A 14,721-nucleotide genomic window follows, 5' to 3' on the forward strand; every position below is an offset into this window, starting at 1 on the left:
GCTTCAGGTGACGAGCGCGCGGGCGCCGGGTTCCCCGATCCAGCGGGCGCCGACCTGCCAGACCTGCGCGATGGTCGAAGCCGAGAGCGCCCGGTCGGGTGCGCCGTCCGCCGCCAGGTGTCCCGCGTCCAGCACCAGCACGCGGTCGGCATGGTTCATGGCGAGCGCGAGGTCGTGGAGCACCAGCACCACCCCCGCACCGCGCTCCGCCTGTCGGCGCAGCACGCGCAGCATGGCGAGCTGGTGCGCCAGGTCGAGCGCGGCGAGCGGCTCGTCGGCGAGGATCCAGTCCGGTTCCCCCGCGAGCACGCGGGCGAGCAGCACGCGCGCCTTCTCTCCGCCCGAAAGCGTCAGGACGCGTCGACCGGTGAAGCTGTGAAGGTCGGTCGCGGCGAGGGCGGCGCCGATGGCGGCGCGTCCCGCGTCGGAGCGCGCGTCGCCTTGCGGCAGCCGCCCTAGCGCGACCAGCGCGGCGACGGTCACGTCCCACGCCACCTCGCCCGATTGCGGAAGGTAGCCGAGCCGGCGGGCGCGGGCACGCGGTGGCATTTCGTCCAGCAGCTCGCCGCTCAGTTTCACGCCGCCCGTGTCGGGATCGAGCAGGCCTGCAAGGCACGACAGCAGCGTGCTCTTGCCCGCTCCGTTGGGGCCGCAGATGGCGGTGATGGTGCCGTGGCGAAGCCGGGCGGAAAGGTCGTGCAGGCGCCCTGCGACGGTCACGCCGCTCGCCGCCAGGCCCTCCTCGCCGCCGGGCGTGTTCACGCCAGCCCCCGGCGCATGCGCAGCAGCAACCAGAGGAAGAACGGGGCGCCGATCAGGCTGAGGGCGATACCGAGCCGCAATTCCGTGACCAGCGGCAGGACGCGGCAGACGACGTCGGCCACCAGCACCAGCAACGCCCCGGCCAGCGCGCTCGGCACGATCAGCGCGCTGGGGCGGCGATCGGTCAGCGGTCGCACCAGGTGGGGCACGATCAGCCCGACGAAACCGATGATCCCCGCCACCGCCACGCCGCTGCCGACGGTCAGGCCGGTGCCGAGCACCATCAGCCAGCGCAGCCGCGAGGGCTCCATGCCAAGCGAGCGGGCGGCATCCTCGCCCAGCGTCAGCGCATCGAGCGCCGCGCCCGCGCGCCATAGCAGCGCCACGCCCGCAAGCGTCAGCGGCGCGGACAGCACCACGTCGTGCCAGCTGCGGTCGGTCAGCGCGCCCATCAGCCAGGTGACGATGGCGCTCATCGCGAAGGCGTTGGGCGCAAGGCTGATGGCGAGGCTGGTGAACGCGCCAGCGAGGCTGGCGATCATCATGCCCGCCAGCGTGAACAGGGCGATGCCGTTCGCCGGGCTGCTCGTGCGCCCGGCGATCAGTGCGAGCAGCGCCATCGCCCCCGCCGCTCCGGAGAGGGCGAAGGCCGGCAGCAGCACCGCAGTCGCGACGCCGACATAAAGCGCCATGACCGCCCCGAAGGCGGCGCCAGGCGCGATGCCGAACAGGCCCGGATCGGCGAGCGGATTGCGCAGATAGCCCTGCATCGCCGCCCCCGCCGCGCCCAGCCCTCCACCGACGATCAGCGCCAGGACCGCGCGCGGCAGGCGCAGTTCGGCGAGGATGGGGACGGCATTGGGCGTGGTCGCCGGATCGACCCACACGCGCCCGGCCAGCAGGCTGAGCGGCAGCGCCACCAGCAGAGCGACGCCGAACACGCTGACGGCCCGGTTCACGAAAGCTCGTCCCGGATCGCAGCCAGCCGCGCCAGCGCGCGCGGGATCGTCGGTCCGCCGCAATAAAGCAGCGAGGGGTCGAGATGCCGCCAGGCGATATCCCCGCGCGCACGCAGCGCCGGATGGGTCAGCGCCCGCTCGTCTCCGGTCACAAGGACCAGTTCGGGCGGATCGGCGAGCACTTCCTCGAGCGGCAGATAGGCACCCTGTCCCAGCCCCCGCGCAGCGGAATGGCTGGCGAAGCCGGCGTGTTCGAGCATCGCGGCGGCCAGCGTCGCCTCGCCCGGCACGATGCCGCCCTGCTGCCACAGCAAGGTGCGCAGTTTCCTGCCCGGCCTTGCGTAATCGTCCCAGGCAGCCTCGATCCGTGCCACGAGCGAATCCCCGGCGGCAGGATGGCCCGCCACCCGCGCCAGCGCGCGCACCTGAGCCTCGCTCTCGGCAAGGGTGGAAACCATGCCGACCGTCTCGATACGGATGCCCGCGCGCTCCAGCGCCGCGCGTGTGGCGGGGGGAAGAAAGCTGTCGGCCACCACCAGATCGGGCGCCAGCGCGATGACTTCCTCAGCCGTGCCGCCCGTCACCCGGTAGCGACGCGCGACGGACTGCGGCAGCGAACTCGCGGCGGGATCGTGACTGTAATGCGACAGCGCCAGCACCTGCGCCGGCGCGGCGACCTGTGCCAGTATCGCGTCGGCGCAGGGGTTGAGGCTGACGATGGTGGGTGCGCCGGGCGCAGCGGGGGCCGATGCGGGAGCGGCAGCGCAACCGCCAAGCCACAGCGCCAGCGCCGCGAACAGCGCCCGTACGCCGCCGCGGCTCACAGCGCCAGCCGCGCGCCGACATGCACGGCCCTGCCTTGCGTGGCATAGCCGGCGGCCGTCTGGTAGTCCTCGTCCCAGACATTCTCTACCCGCCCGAACACCTGCACGCGCTCGGTCAGGCCCAGCGCCGCGCGCAGGGCCAGCGTTTCGTATCCGTCCAGCCGCACGGTGTTCGCCGCGTCGTCGAAACTGGCGGTGACGATGCGCAGATCCGCGCCCAGCGTGAGCCGCGCGAGGGGCGTCCATTCGCCGGTGAATGTCGCGGCGAAGCGCGGGCGGCGGGCAAGGCGATTGCCCGCCTCGGCGCTTCCGGGCGAACGGTTTTCGGTATCGGTGAAGGCGTAGAGTGCGCCCAGTGTCACCCCGGACCCGGCACGCACCCAGCTTTCGAACTCGATTCCCTGCGCGCGGGTGCGCCCGACATTCTCGTAGGTGCCGAAGGGCCGGTCCTCGCAGATGGCGTCGGTGCGCCCGAAACAGCTGACGAAGGCGATCTGGTCGTCCGTATCCCGGCGGAACAGGGTGAGCGCGGCGTATGTGTCCGTGCCTTCCAGCGCCCGCGTGCCGTAGGCGAGGCCGACATCGACGCTGGTGCTTTCCTCCGGCTGCAAGGCGAGATTGCCGTAATCGCTATAGAGCTGGAACAGGCTCGGCGCCTTGAACCCCTCGCCCACGCTCGCCCGGACGCGCCAGCCATCGCCGAGGCCATAGCTGGCATCGCCGCCGAAGCTGACCGCGCTGCCGAAATCGGCGTGATCGGTGAAACGCGCCCCCAGATGCGCGTTGATGCCGCGCCATTCGATGCCGCCCTGCGCATACGCGCCGAAGATGCGGGTCTCCTCGCCCGCGTCGTAGGCGGTGCGGTAGCTGGTCCACTCGTTTTCCGCCCCGAAATTGACGAGCAGCGGGCCGAACGGACGCCATTCGCCGCGCACCTCCACCCTGTCCGAGCGTCCGTCGCTGGTGAAGGTGGGCGCGTCGCCCGACGCGGGATCGTAATTGTCGCGCGCGGTATCGGCGAAGCTGTAGGCACCTTGCAGGAACAGCGGCCCGGTGTCGTAAACCGCGCCGGCAGAGGCGGCCAGATGGCGCGTGTCCTGATATTCCGGCGTGTCGGCGAGCGCGTAGAGCGGCGGCGGTGTCCCGTCGATGTCCAGTTCACCCTCGGCGTAACGGGCGCGGGCGAACAGCTCGAATTGGTCGGAGAAATAGTAGCGCGCATGGCCGTTCAGCGCCCATTGCTCGAACCCGTCGGGTTCCGTGCCGGCCGCGGCGGCGGAAAAACCGTCCGTGCCGAAATAGGTCGCCGACGCGCCGATATAACCGGTATCGGCATCGGACAGGCCGCCGGCCAGCCGTCCGCTGAACGTGTCGTCCGATCCGTATTGGGCGCTCGCATCCAGCCCGGTCCGCTGCAAGGTGCTCGCCAGGATCACGCCGCCGACGGCGTCCGAACCCCAGATTGTCGAGTTGGACCCGCGCAGCACGTCGAGCTTGTCGATGTCGCTCGCCAGGAGATTGCCGAAATCGTATCCGCCTGCGGGCGAGGCCGGATCGGCCACGCGCACGCCGTCCACGATGACCAGCACCTGTTCCGCTTCCGAGCCGCGCAGGCGGACCCCGGTAAAGCCGCCAACCCCGCCGTTGCGCGTGACGGTGAGGCCGGGAACGCGCTCCAGCACGCGGGTGAGATCGGGCGTCTGCAGGCTGACGATCTCGTTGCGGCCCAGCACGGTCACCGCCTGCCCCGTGGCATCGACGCTGGTGCGCGTGCCGGTGGCGGTAACGGTGATGGTGTCCTCCGGCGTGGGACAGAAGCCGGATGCGCTGGCCACGTCCTCGCACGGAGAGCCAGCATCCTGTGCCGCGGCGGGCACGGCCAGCGAGAGGGCGGATGCCCCGAGAATCAGATATTTGCGCACGTTTCCTCCGGTCAAAAGCGAACTTGCCGTTTCTGACGGAGGGCACGCGCGGGGGCGCACTTTCCGCTGGCCGCCGGTACACCCCGCCCGCAGCCGAACGACAGTCACCGGCAGGTCTCCTGGCTCCCGGATCGACGCTTTCCCGCCGCCTTCCCGCCCCTCGGGGGACAGTGGCACCTGGCGGGATCGCTCCCCGGTCACAGTTGCGGGGGCAGCGCGGGTATCGCACCCGCTTCCCTCTTCGGTCCGGCCCGCCAGGCGGCGGGCGCGGACAACCCGTGACTCGTTGCAGCCGATAGGCGCACGGCCCGCCCGAGGCAATGGGGAAGGCGCGGGGGCGATGCCGTCCCCCTTCGGGACAGCCGCGCGGCGCCGGGTGTCCGCGCGGTTCTTACGCTCTAGATGGCAGGCGTGCCGGATCGCCCCCTCTCCGCCCGCCTCGCCGGATTCGCTCGCCGCGCCCTCGTCGCCGCGTCCCACCACCGTGCCGCGCTGCTGAAGCGTGCCGGCGTCCTGGCGGTGGCCTTCGCCGTGCCCGCCCTCGCCGCGCCGGGCGCGCCGGAAAGCGCCGGGGCGAGATCCCCCGTCGCACGGCCGATGGGGTTCGAGATCGCGGGAGAGAGCTTTCCCGGTTCCGCCTTCTACTACCTCGAGGATACGCCCGTGCCCGCGCCGGATGCAGCACGCTTCCGGCCAACCCGCGCGTCGGCAGGGGGCGAAGCCGGCCTTGCCGCGCCCGGCGCTGCGGACACTCCCCTCGCTCCCCTCATGAGCGTCGCCCCCCTGCGCATGGCGGGAACCGCCCTCGACCGGGTCCGCGCGCAGGAATGCCTGGCGATGGCCGTCTATTACGAGGCGGCGAGCGAATCGGACGCCGGACAACGCGCCGTCGCTCAGGTGGTGCTGAACCGGGTCGCGCATCCCGCCTGGCCATCCAATGTGTGCGGCGTGGTGTTTCAGGGATCGAACCGGGCGACCGGGTGCCAGTTCACCTTCACCTGCGACGGATCGCTGGCCCGGGGCAGAGCACGCGCGGCGTGGGCGAGAGCTTCGCGCGTAGCGCGCGAGGCGCTGGCGGGCGCGGTCTATGCCCCGGTCGGCACCTCGACCCACTATCATACGCTGGCCGTGCATCCCTACTGGGCGCCGAGCCTGCAACGCACGGCGGTCATCGGCGCGCACATATTCTATCGCTGGCCGGGAGCGGCCGGTTTCGCCGCTGCCTTCACCGGCCGCTACGGCGGGGCCGAGCCGGTGCCGGGGCGCGATGCGAACTATGGCCCGGCCCCCGACCCGTTGCACGCTCCGGTCGCCGCGCCGGCAATTACCGACCGGGGGTCAGGTGGATTCGAGCCGGGCACCGGCGCTCCCGCCGCTGCGATCGCTCCGGCTCCGGCAGAAGAGCGAGCTGGCGCGCAGCCGGACAACCTGCCCGCCGGCGGCACCGTGCGCGCGCAATACGCGAATAGTGGTCGCTGGAAAGACCGCCCCTGAGCGCGCTCGACGAGGGCACGCGCCGGCCACAACGCTTCGGAAACCATTCCGGCAAACCCCGTCTTAGCGTGCCCGCCCCTAGGGCCGTTCGCGGCGGGTCGATGGCGGCCCGTCCCGCGACAGAACAGGGGTTTGCCATGTCCATCCGCTTCGCCGCCGCCGATCATCGCCTGCGGACCCGCATGCCGCGCGCGCTCGCCCGCCGGTTTTCCCTGGGCGGAGCGGCGAACGACAATGCGGCCGGTTCCGCGGGACTGCTGGCGGAGCGCTACCGCTACGCCGCGCTGCGCCTGTTCGCGCAGCATGGCGTGGAAGCCGCGGATCAGGCCCGGCGGCAGGCCGTGGCAGCCCGGAGGGGCGGCGATGCGCGCGGCTATCGCTGGTGGCTGGAAGTGTGCCGGGCGCTCGACGGCGCGATGGCCTCCCGCCTCGACGAGCTGGCGCGCCTCGCCTGACTTTACCATTATCGACCAGCCACTTACGGCAAAATGCGGATATTTGTTTAACCACTGCTTGATCGCATCTTCCTAGGCATGCCCTCCGGACCGGGGAGCAGGCAGTGTTCAACTTCATCGACAAGACGACACGGCACATGTCAGGCAGGCCCGCCGCACGCCGCGTGCACCTGTCGCTGCTCGCCGTACTCATCCCCCTGCTTGCCGCCGGTCTCCTCACGCACGGGACAGGCGCGCTGCTCGTGGCCGTCGTGGCGCCTTGCCTCTTCCTCGGACTGGCCGGCATCCTCGCCACCATGCTGGCGCAACTCGGCGAGCGGATCGCCTTGCTGGAAGAAAGCCGCGCCGGGCTCGAGGCGCTGCGCGAGGAGGTTCGCCACGATCCCGTAACCGGGTGCCTCAATCGCATCGGCTTCGCCCACGCCCTTCCCGCGCTGCTGGCGCGCACGCCGCCGGGCCGCAAGCTGGCCGTCTTCCGGCTCGACCTGCCGCGCTTGCGGGAAACCGCCGACCGGCTGGGCGAGGAGGCCGCGGACAAGGTGCTGCGCGAGGCGGCCGCTCGTCTCACCGCCGCGCTTCCCGCCGACAGCGCGCTCGCCCGGTTCGAGGGAGGACCGTTCGCGGTCGCCGCGCCGTGTTCCGACCGCCACGCGGCGCAGCGGCTGTCGCGCGTTCTGGGGGACGGTCTTGCCGCTCCCATGCGGATATCCGGATACCGCGTGCGTCATCCCGCGGCAATCGGCGCAGCGCTGTTCCCCGACGACGCGGGAACGCTCGACACCCTGATGCAGGCGGCGGACATGGCGCTCTATCACGCGCGGCGCGGCGGTCCCGGGCGTATCTGCTTTCACGACAGGACGATGGTTCGCGCCGCGGCCCAAAGGCGCGACCTGGAGGCGGACCTGCGCGGCGCGATCCAGCGCGGAGAGCTGGCGATCCGGTTCGCCCCCGAAGTCGATCTCGCAAGCGGACGCATTCGCACTTTCGAGGCCTCGCTGCGCTGGCTGCATCCGACACACGGCGAGGTGGCGGCGGACGACTTCGTGCCCGTCGCCGAGGAGAGCGGCCTGGTCGGCGCGCTGGACAACGGGCTGATCGCCGAAGCGGCGCGGACGGCAACCCGATGGCCCGGGCGCGTCGGCCTGGCGATCACGCCGTCGCCGGTCCACATCGCCGCCCCCGGCGCCGCTATCGCGATGCTGGCGACGCTCGGCGCCAACGGTCTCGACGCCGGACGGTTGCGTTTGAACCTGACAGAGCGCGTGTTCCGCGGCGACGATACGGCCGCATTCCTCTCCGCGATGGAGCAGGCGGGCGTGACCTTCGCTCTCGACGAGGCGACGGGCAGCACGCAGGCCGCATGGCCCGCCCGCCGGTGGTCGATCGGCGTCCTCAAAGTCGATGGCCGCGTCCTTTCCGAGTGCGGCGAGGCTGCCTCGCGAATTGCGGCGGCGCGGAAACACGACGCGGCGCTCGAAATCCTGGCGACCGGCGTGGACACGGCCGCCCGGTATGCGGCGCTGCGCCGGATGGGCTGCACGATCGGGCAGGGTCGCCATTGCGGCGGGGAGATGACGCACGCGCAGGTCCTGCCGCTCCTGCGCGAAGCGAATGCGCTTCGCGTGCTGGCCGACCCCGCCCATCGTCCGCGACTGGCTAGCTGATCCCGGCGACCCGCCACGGGCACGGGAACGTGCGGCGCAGTGCTGCGTCTGATAGGGACTTGCCGGCTTTTCCGGTCCAGTTTTTGCTATTGCGAACTGTTAGCGAAAATGGCGGCGGATTGGCTGTTGCAATGGTCCGGACGCCATCCTAGGGCGGCGGGCGAAACCCGGCGGACGCACCTGTAGTCACGGGGCGCATGGGTACCGCCGGCCGGCTCCGCCACGGGTCGGCTGAACACGATGCGCCCGACACGAGGAAGGACCGGCAGACCCGTTATGGCCCGCAAGATAATCGCACTCATCGGCTCCGGCATGATCGGCGGCACCCTCGCCCATCTCGCCGCGAAGAAGGAAATGGGCGACATCGTCCTGTTCGACATCGCCGAGGGGATGCCACAGGGCAAGGCGCTCGACCTGTCGCAGTGCGGCCCTGTGGAGGGCTTCGACGCCAGGATCACCGGCACCAACGATTATGCCGACATCGCCGGTGCGGACGTCATCATCGTCACCGCCGGCGTGCCGCGCAAGCCGGGGATGAGCCGCGACGATCTGCTCGGCATCAACCTCAAGGTGATGAAGCAGGTGGGCGAAGGCATCAAGGCAAACGCGCCTGACGCCTTCGTGATCTGCATCACCAACCCGTTGGACGCGATGGTCTGGGCGCTGCGCGAGTTCAGCGGCCTGCCGCACAACAAGGTGGTCGGCATGGCGGGCGTGCTCGATAGCGCGCGCTTCGCAACCTTCTTGGCGTGGGAGTTCGACGTCAGCGTGAAGGACGTCAACGCCTTCGTGCTGGGCGGCCACGGCGACACGATGGTGCCCGTCACCAGCTACACCACGATCAACGGCATCCCGGTAAAGGATTTCGCGAAGATCAAGGGCGTGAGCGAGGATCGCATCGACGCAATCGTCGACCGCACGCGCAAGGGCGGCGGCGAGATCGTCGGCCTGCTGGGTAATGGCTCGGCCTACTACGCCCCCGCCACCAGCGCGATCGCCATGGCCGAGGCGTATCTGGGCGACCAGAAGCGCGTCCTGCCCTGCGCCAGCTATGTCGAGGGCAAATACGGCCTCGACGGGTTGTATGTCGGCGTCCCTACCGTGATCGGCGCGGGCGGCACGGAAGAGGTGATCGAGATAGACCTGTCCGACGAGGAGAAGAGCAACCTCAAGGTCAGCACGGACGCGGTCGAGGAATTGCTGGAGGCGTGCAAGGGGCTGGATAGCTCGCTGACTTAATGCTGGATCTTCTACTCGTTCTAGGCATCGTAGCATTGGGCGCATTACCCAGCCTGACGTGGTTCCTTCATCGGCGATGGCTTACTTTAATAGTATTTCTGTTTTGGATAATAATTGCAGGAATTTTTTGTCTCAGACCGAGTGTAAATTACCCTCATCCATACTTAGCCGCGCTTTTCTTCTACTTTTTCTTCGGTTGGGTATGCGCATTTGTAATTTTGTTTGATCCACGTTCGAGAGCCAAATACTGGGACCAAAAGATATGAGCATCCTCGTAAACAAATCCACCAAGGTCATCACGCAGGGGATGACCGGTGACACCGGCACCTTCCACACGCAGCAGGCGCTCGATTACGGTACCAAGATGGTCGCCGGCGTCACGCCCGGCAAGGGCGGCACTCAGCATATCGGCCTGCCCGTCTACGACACGGTGCGCGAGGCGGTTAAGGAGACGGGCGCGACGGCCTCTGTCATCTATGTCCCGCCGCCGTTCGCCGCGGACTCGATCCTGGAGGCCATCGACGCCGAGGTGGAGCTGATCGTCGCCATTACCGAAGGCATTCCGGTGCTCGACATGGTCAAGGTGAAGCGTGCCCTGTCGGGCAGCAAGAGCCGCCTGATCGGCCCCAACTGCCCTGGCGTGCTGACGCCCGGCGAATGCAAGATCGGCATCATGCCCGGCTCCATCTTCTCCGAAGGCACGGTCGGTGTCGTCAGCCGCTCCGGCACACTGACTTACGAGGCGGTGCACCAGACCACGCAGGTGGGCCTTGGCCAGACGACCGCGGTCGGCATCGGCGGCGATCCGGTGAACGGCACCAATTTCATCGACGTGCTCGACCTGTTCCTGGACGACGACGCCACCAAGTCGATCATCATGATCGGCGAGATCGGGGGCAGCGCCGAGGAAGAGGCCGCCGCCTTCATCAAGGAAGAGGCTGCCAAGGGCCGGCGCAAGCCGATGGTCGGCTTCATCGCCGGACGCACCGCGCCCCCGGGCCGCCGCATGGGCCATGCCGGCGCCATCGTGCAGGGCGGCAGCGGCGGCGCGGACGACAAGATCGCGGCGCTGGAAGATGCCGGCATCCGCGTCGCGCAATCGCCGAGCGAACTGGGCACCACGCTCGACGCCCTGCTCAAAGAGCTCGCATAGAAGGGCCTCCCCCCGCGAGAGGTAGGACACATGGGTAAAGAACCGCGCGATTTCCTTCCCGAGCTGCCGCATCAGGGCGATGGGCAGCAGGGGCCGAGCTGGGCCAATCCGCGCTGGCCGATGGACGCCGACCCGTTCGCCGATGCGGCGGACGACCTGACGCAGGCGCTCGATCCGACGGCGATGATGTCCATCGTCACCGAAGCGGCGCAGCGCGCGGGCAAATCCATCGACCAGGCGCGGGTCGTCCAGGCCGCGGACGATTCCAACCGCGCCATGATGCTCATCCGCTCCTACCGGGTGCGCGGGCACCTGGCCGCCGACCTCGATCCGCTCGGCCTGTCCCAGCGCGAGCTGCCCGCCGACCTGACGCTGGAGTATCACGGTTTCACCGGCGACGCGCTGGAGCGCGAGGTCTATGTCGGCGGCGTGCTCGATTTCGAATGGGTCACGCCGGTCAAGCTGGTGGAGACGCTGCGGGCCAATTACTGCGGTAACGTCGGCCTCGAATACATGCACATCTCCGACGTGGAGGAGCGCCGCTTCCTGCAGGAGCGGTTCGAGGGGCCGGACAAGGTCATCGAGTTCACCCCCGAAGGCAAGCGCGCCATTCTCCAGGCGGTGATCCGGGGCGAGGAATACGAGAAGTACCTGGCCAAGAAATATGTCGGCACCAAGCGCTTCGGTCTCGACGGCGGCGAGGCGATGATCCCGGCGCTGGAAGCGGTCATCAAGTATGGCGGGGCGACCGGCGTGCGCGAGATCATCTACGGCATGGCGCATCGCGGGCGGCTGAACGTGCTCGCGAACGTGATGGCCAAGCCCTACAAGGTCATCTTCCACGAGTTTTCCGGCGGCAGCGCCAACCCCGACGACGTGGGCGGATCGGGCGATGTGAAATACCACCTCGGCACCAGCACCGATCGCGAGTTCGACGGCATCAAGGTGCATATGAGCCTGGTTCCCAACCCCTCCCACCTGGAGGCGGTCAACCCCGTCGTGCTGGGCAAGACGCGCGCCCAGCAGGCGTTCCGCGACGATCTCGACCGGCACGAGACGGTGCTGCCGGTGCTGATCCACGGCGACGCCGCCTTCGCCGGGCAGGGCGTGGTGTGGGAATGTTTCGGCCTGTCCGGCGTGCGCGGCTATTCCACCGGCGGGTGCATCCACTTCGTCATCAACAACCAGATCGGCTTCACCACCAGCCCGCAATTCGCGCGCTCCTCGCCCTATCCCAGCGACGTAGCGAAAGGCGTGCAGGCGCCGATCCTGCACGTGAACGGCGATGATCCGGAAGCCGTGACCTTCGCCTGCAAGCTGGCGATCGAATACCGCCAGCGATTCAAGCGCGACATCGTGATCGACATGTGGTGCTATCGCCGCTTCGGCCATAACGAGGGTGACGAGCCGAGCTTCACCCAGCCGCTGATGTATGCGCAGATCAAGGGTCATCCGCGCGTGTCGCAGCTGTATTCGGACAGGCTGCTGGAACAGGGCGTGATCGATCCGGGTACCGCCCCCGCCGCCCGCGACGAGTTCATCGCCCATCTCGACGAGGAGTTCGAGGCGGCCAAGAGCTTCAAGCCGAACGACATCGAGTGGTTCGCCGGGCGCTGGTCGGGCCTGCACAAGCCCGCCGACCCCGAAACCGCGCGCCGCAACGCGCAGACCGCGATCGAGAAGAAGCTGTTCGACAGCCTTGGTCGCACGCTGACCACCGTTCCGGACGATCACAAGATCCACCGGACGCTCAAGCGGGTGATCGACGCCAAGCGCGAGATGTTCGAGAAGGGCGAAGGGTTCGACTGGGCCACGGCCGAGGCTCTCGCCTTCGGCAGCCTGGTAACCGAGGGCTTCGGCGTGCGCCTGTCGGGGCAGGATTCGGCGCGCGGCACGTTCAGCCAGCGGCACGCGACCTGGATCGATCAGGAGGATGAGAAGAAGTACATTCCCCTCGCCACCCTGCCGCACGGCAAGTTCGAGGTGTACGATTCGACGCTGAGCGAGTTCGGCATCCTCGGTTTCGAATACGGTTTCGCCCTCGCCGACCCCAAGACGCTGGTGCTGTGGGAGGCGCAGTTCGGCGATTTCGCCAACGGCGCACAGGTGATGATCGATCAGTTCATCGCCGCGGGCGAGGTGAAGTGGATGCGCGCCAACGGGCTGGTCATGCTGCTGCCCCACGGGTACGAGGGGCAGGGTCCGGAACACTCCTCCGCGCGGCTCGAACGGTTCCTGCAATTGTGCGCGAACGACAATCTGCAGGTGTGCAACATCACCAGCCCGGCCAATTACTTCCATGTCCTGCGCCGGCAAATGCTGCGCCCGTTCCGCAAGCCGCTCATCATCATGAGCCCCAAGAGCCTGCTGCGGCATCCGATGGCCAAGAGCCCGGCCAGCGACTTCACCGGAGAGACGCATTTCAAGCGCATCCTGTCCGACCCGGTCGACGTGGCGGACGACAAGGTGCGCCGGCTCGTGCTGTGTTCGGGCAAGGTCGCCTACGACCTCATGGAGAAGCGCGAGGACGAGCAGGTGGACGACGTATCCATCGTGCGGATCGAGCAGCTCTACCCCTTCCCCGGCGATCCGCTGGCCGTACGGCTGGCGCGGATGAGCAACCTGGAAGAGGTGATCTGGTGTCAGGAGGAACCGCAGAACATGGGCGCGTGGTTCTTCGTAGAGAGCCGGATCGAGAAGGCGCTCACCGCCGCCGGGCACGAGGGGATGCGCCCCCGCTATGCCGGGCGCGAGGACGCCGCCTCGCCCGCGACGGGATTCGCCAGCCGCCACCAGGCGCAGCAGGAGGCGCTCGTCTCCGTCGCGCTGGGCCTTTCCAGTCGCGGCAAGACCAATGCCGAGCGCAACGCCCGCGCCAAGACCTGACAATTCCGAGGACGCATTACCGATGGCAACCGAAGTCAAAGTGCCCACGCTGGGCGAATCCGTCACCGAGGCGACGGTCGGCGAATGGCTGAAGCAGCCCGGCGAGGCCGTTGCCGCCGACGAGCCGATCGCCAGCCTGGAAACCGACAAGGTGGCGGTCGAAGTCCCCTCGCCCGTGGCCGGCATCATCGGTGAATTCACCGTCGAGCTGGGCGACACGGTCGAGGTCGGCTCCGTCATCGCGAGGATCGAGGAAGGCGACGGCGCCGCCGCCAAGTCCTCCCCGGCCCCGGCCCCGGCCCCGGCCGCGGCGAAGGGCGATGCTGGCAAGGCCGATACCGCGAGCGAGGAAGAAATCGCGAACCTGCCCGACGAGAAATCGGGCGACGGATCTGTCACCATGTCGCCCGCCGTGCGCCGCGCGGTGCTGGAACACGGCGTGGATCCGACGACGGTGAAAGGCACCGGCAAGGACGGACGGCTGACCAAGGAAGACGTGCTCAATGCGGCGAAGGCGAAGGGCAGCAGTTCACCCGCACCGACCCCCGCCCCCTCTCCTTCCCCCGCCCCCGCCCCGTCGGCAAAGGGCGAACGCCGGGTCGAACGGGTGAAGATGACGCGCATGCGCCAGACCATCGCCAAGCGGCTGAAGGGCGCGCAGGAAGAGGCTGCGCTGCTCACCACCTTCAACGATTGCGACATGACCGCCGTGATCGAGGCGCGCGAAGCCTACAAGGACGTGTTCGCCAAAAAGCACGGAATCAAGCTGGGCTTCATGTCCTTCTTCGCCAAGGCCGCGTGCCTCGCGCTGAAGGACGTGCCCGCCGTCAACGCGCAAATCGACGGCGACGAGATCGTTTATCACGATTTCGTCGATATCTCGGTCGCGGTCAGCGCGCCCAACGGCCTCGTCGTTCCGGTCGTGCGCAGCGTCGACCAGATGAGCTTCGCCGAGGTGGAGCTTGCCATCGCCGACTACGGCAAGCGCGCCAGGGATGGCGAACTGACGATGGAGGACATGAAGGGCGGAACCTTCACCATCTCCAATGGCGGCGTGTTCGGATCGCTGATGTCCACGCCGATCATCAACCCGCCGCAGAGCGCCGTTCTCGGCCTCCACCGCATCGAGGACCGCCCCGTGGCCGTGAACGGCGAGGTCGTCGTGCGTCCGATGATGTACCTCGCCCTGTCATACGACCACCGCATCATCGACGGGCGCGAGGCAGTGACCGCGCTCAAGATCATGAAGGAAGCGATCGAGGATCCGATGCGGATGCTGATCGACCTGTAATTTTCACCAGTGCCCCGGCGCATGCCGGAGCCTCGTGCCGCCGGGCGCGACTTTGCTGAGGGAGATTCCGGC

At 68.7% G+C, this 14,721-nt stretch carries 11 protein-coding genes and 1 riboswitch; of the genes, 7 read left to right on the plus strand and 4 right to left on the minus strand.

The annotated features are described in order from the left end of the window. Positions 1 to 3: 3 nt before the first annotated feature. The 4 genes from EG799_RS02950 to EG799_RS02965 are packed head-to-tail and all read right to left on the minus strand — an operon-like array spanning position 4 to position 4,467. Complete coding sequence (locus tag EG799_RS02950) at positions 4 to 762, minus strand: ABC transporter ATP-binding protein (protein WP_234028989.1); 759 nt, start codon at positions 760 to 762, stop codon at positions 4 to 6. Further along, positions 759 to 1,721: a FecCD family ABC transporter permease gene (locus tag EG799_RS02955; protein WP_123878410.1), complete on the minus strand. Its 963-nt coding sequence runs from the start codon at positions 1,719 to 1,721 to the stop codon at positions 759 to 761. The genes EG799_RS02950 and EG799_RS02955 overlap by 4 nt, the downstream gene beginning before the upstream one ends. Next, positions 1,718 to 2,545, minus strand: coding sequence for an ABC transporter substrate-binding protein (locus EG799_RS02960; protein ID WP_234028990.1), 828 nt, complete (start codon positions 2,543 to 2,545; stop codon positions 1,718 to 1,720). The genes EG799_RS02955 and EG799_RS02960 overlap by 4 nt, the downstream gene beginning before the upstream one ends. Continuing rightward, positions 2,542 to 4,467 (minus strand): TonB-dependent receptor plug domain-containing protein, encoded by a 1,926-nt coding sequence (locus EG799_RS02965; RefSeq protein ID WP_123878412.1) that lies wholly within the window; start codon positions 4,465 to 4,467, stop codon positions 2,542 to 2,544. The genes EG799_RS02960 and EG799_RS02965 overlap by 4 nt, the downstream gene beginning before the upstream one ends. Before the next feature lie 92 nt (positions 4,468 to 4,559). Further along, positions 4,560 to 4,762, minus strand: a riboswitch (cobalamin riboswitch). A gap of 116 nt (positions 4,763 to 4,878) precedes the next feature. Between EG799_RS02965 and EG799_RS02970 the strand changes: the two genes are divergently transcribed. The 7 genes from EG799_RS02970 to odhB all read left to right on the plus strand — a co-directional run bounded on the left by EG799_RS02970 (position 4,879) and on the right by odhB (position 14,649). Further along, complete coding sequence (locus tag EG799_RS02970) at positions 4,879 to 5,961, plus strand: cell wall hydrolase (protein ID WP_234028991.1); 1,083 nt, start codon at positions 4,879 to 4,881, stop codon at positions 5,959 to 5,961. Between the two features lie 101 nt (positions 5,962 to 6,062). Then, positions 6,063 to 6,416 (plus strand): hypothetical protein, encoded by a 354-nt coding sequence (locus tag EG799_RS02975; RefSeq protein ID WP_234028992.1) that lies wholly within the window; start codon positions 6,063 to 6,065, stop codon positions 6,414 to 6,416. Positions 6,417 to 6,520: 104 nt separating this feature from the next. After that, a complete protein-coding gene (locus EG799_RS02980) occupies positions 6,521 to 8,080 on the plus strand; it encodes an EAL domain-containing protein (protein WP_148085428.1) in 1,560 nt (519 codons plus the stop codon). Positions 8,081 to 8,356: 276 nt separating this feature from the next. After that, entirely contained in the window at positions 8,357 to 9,319 is a 963-nt protein-coding gene (gene mdh, locus EG799_RS02985; RefSeq protein WP_123878418.1) for a malate dehydrogenase, read from the plus strand. A 262-nt stretch (positions 9,320 to 9,581) separates the two neighbouring features. Continuing rightward, the gene (gene sucD, locus EG799_RS02990; RefSeq protein WP_123878420.1) at positions 9,582 to 10,472 is read left to right on the plus strand and encodes a succinate--CoA ligase subunit alpha; all 891 of its coding nucleotides are present in this window, start codon (positions 9,582 to 9,584) and stop codon (positions 10,470 to 10,472) included. Between the two features lie 30 nt (positions 10,473 to 10,502). Next, positions 10,503 to 13,358, plus strand: a complete 2,856-nt coding sequence (locus tag EG799_RS02995) for a 2-oxoglutarate dehydrogenase E1 component (RefSeq protein ID WP_123878422.1) — start codon at positions 10,503 to 10,505, stop codon at positions 13,356 to 13,358. 22 nt (positions 13,359 to 13,380) lie between these two features. Then, on the plus strand, positions 13,381 to 14,649 hold the full coding sequence (gene odhB, locus EG799_RS03000) for a 2-oxoglutarate dehydrogenase complex dihydrolipoyllysine-residue succinyltransferase (RefSeq protein WP_123878424.1): 1,269 nt from the start codon (positions 13,381 to 13,383) through the stop codon (positions 14,647 to 14,649). Positions 14,650 to 14,721 lie beyond the last annotated feature (72 nt).

It is taken from the genome of Aurantiacibacter spongiae (genome assembly GCF_003815535.1).
GTDB classification, from domain to species: Bacteria; Pseudomonadota; Alphaproteobacteria; order Sphingomonadales; family Sphingomonadaceae; genus Alteraurantiacibacter; species Alteraurantiacibacter spongiae.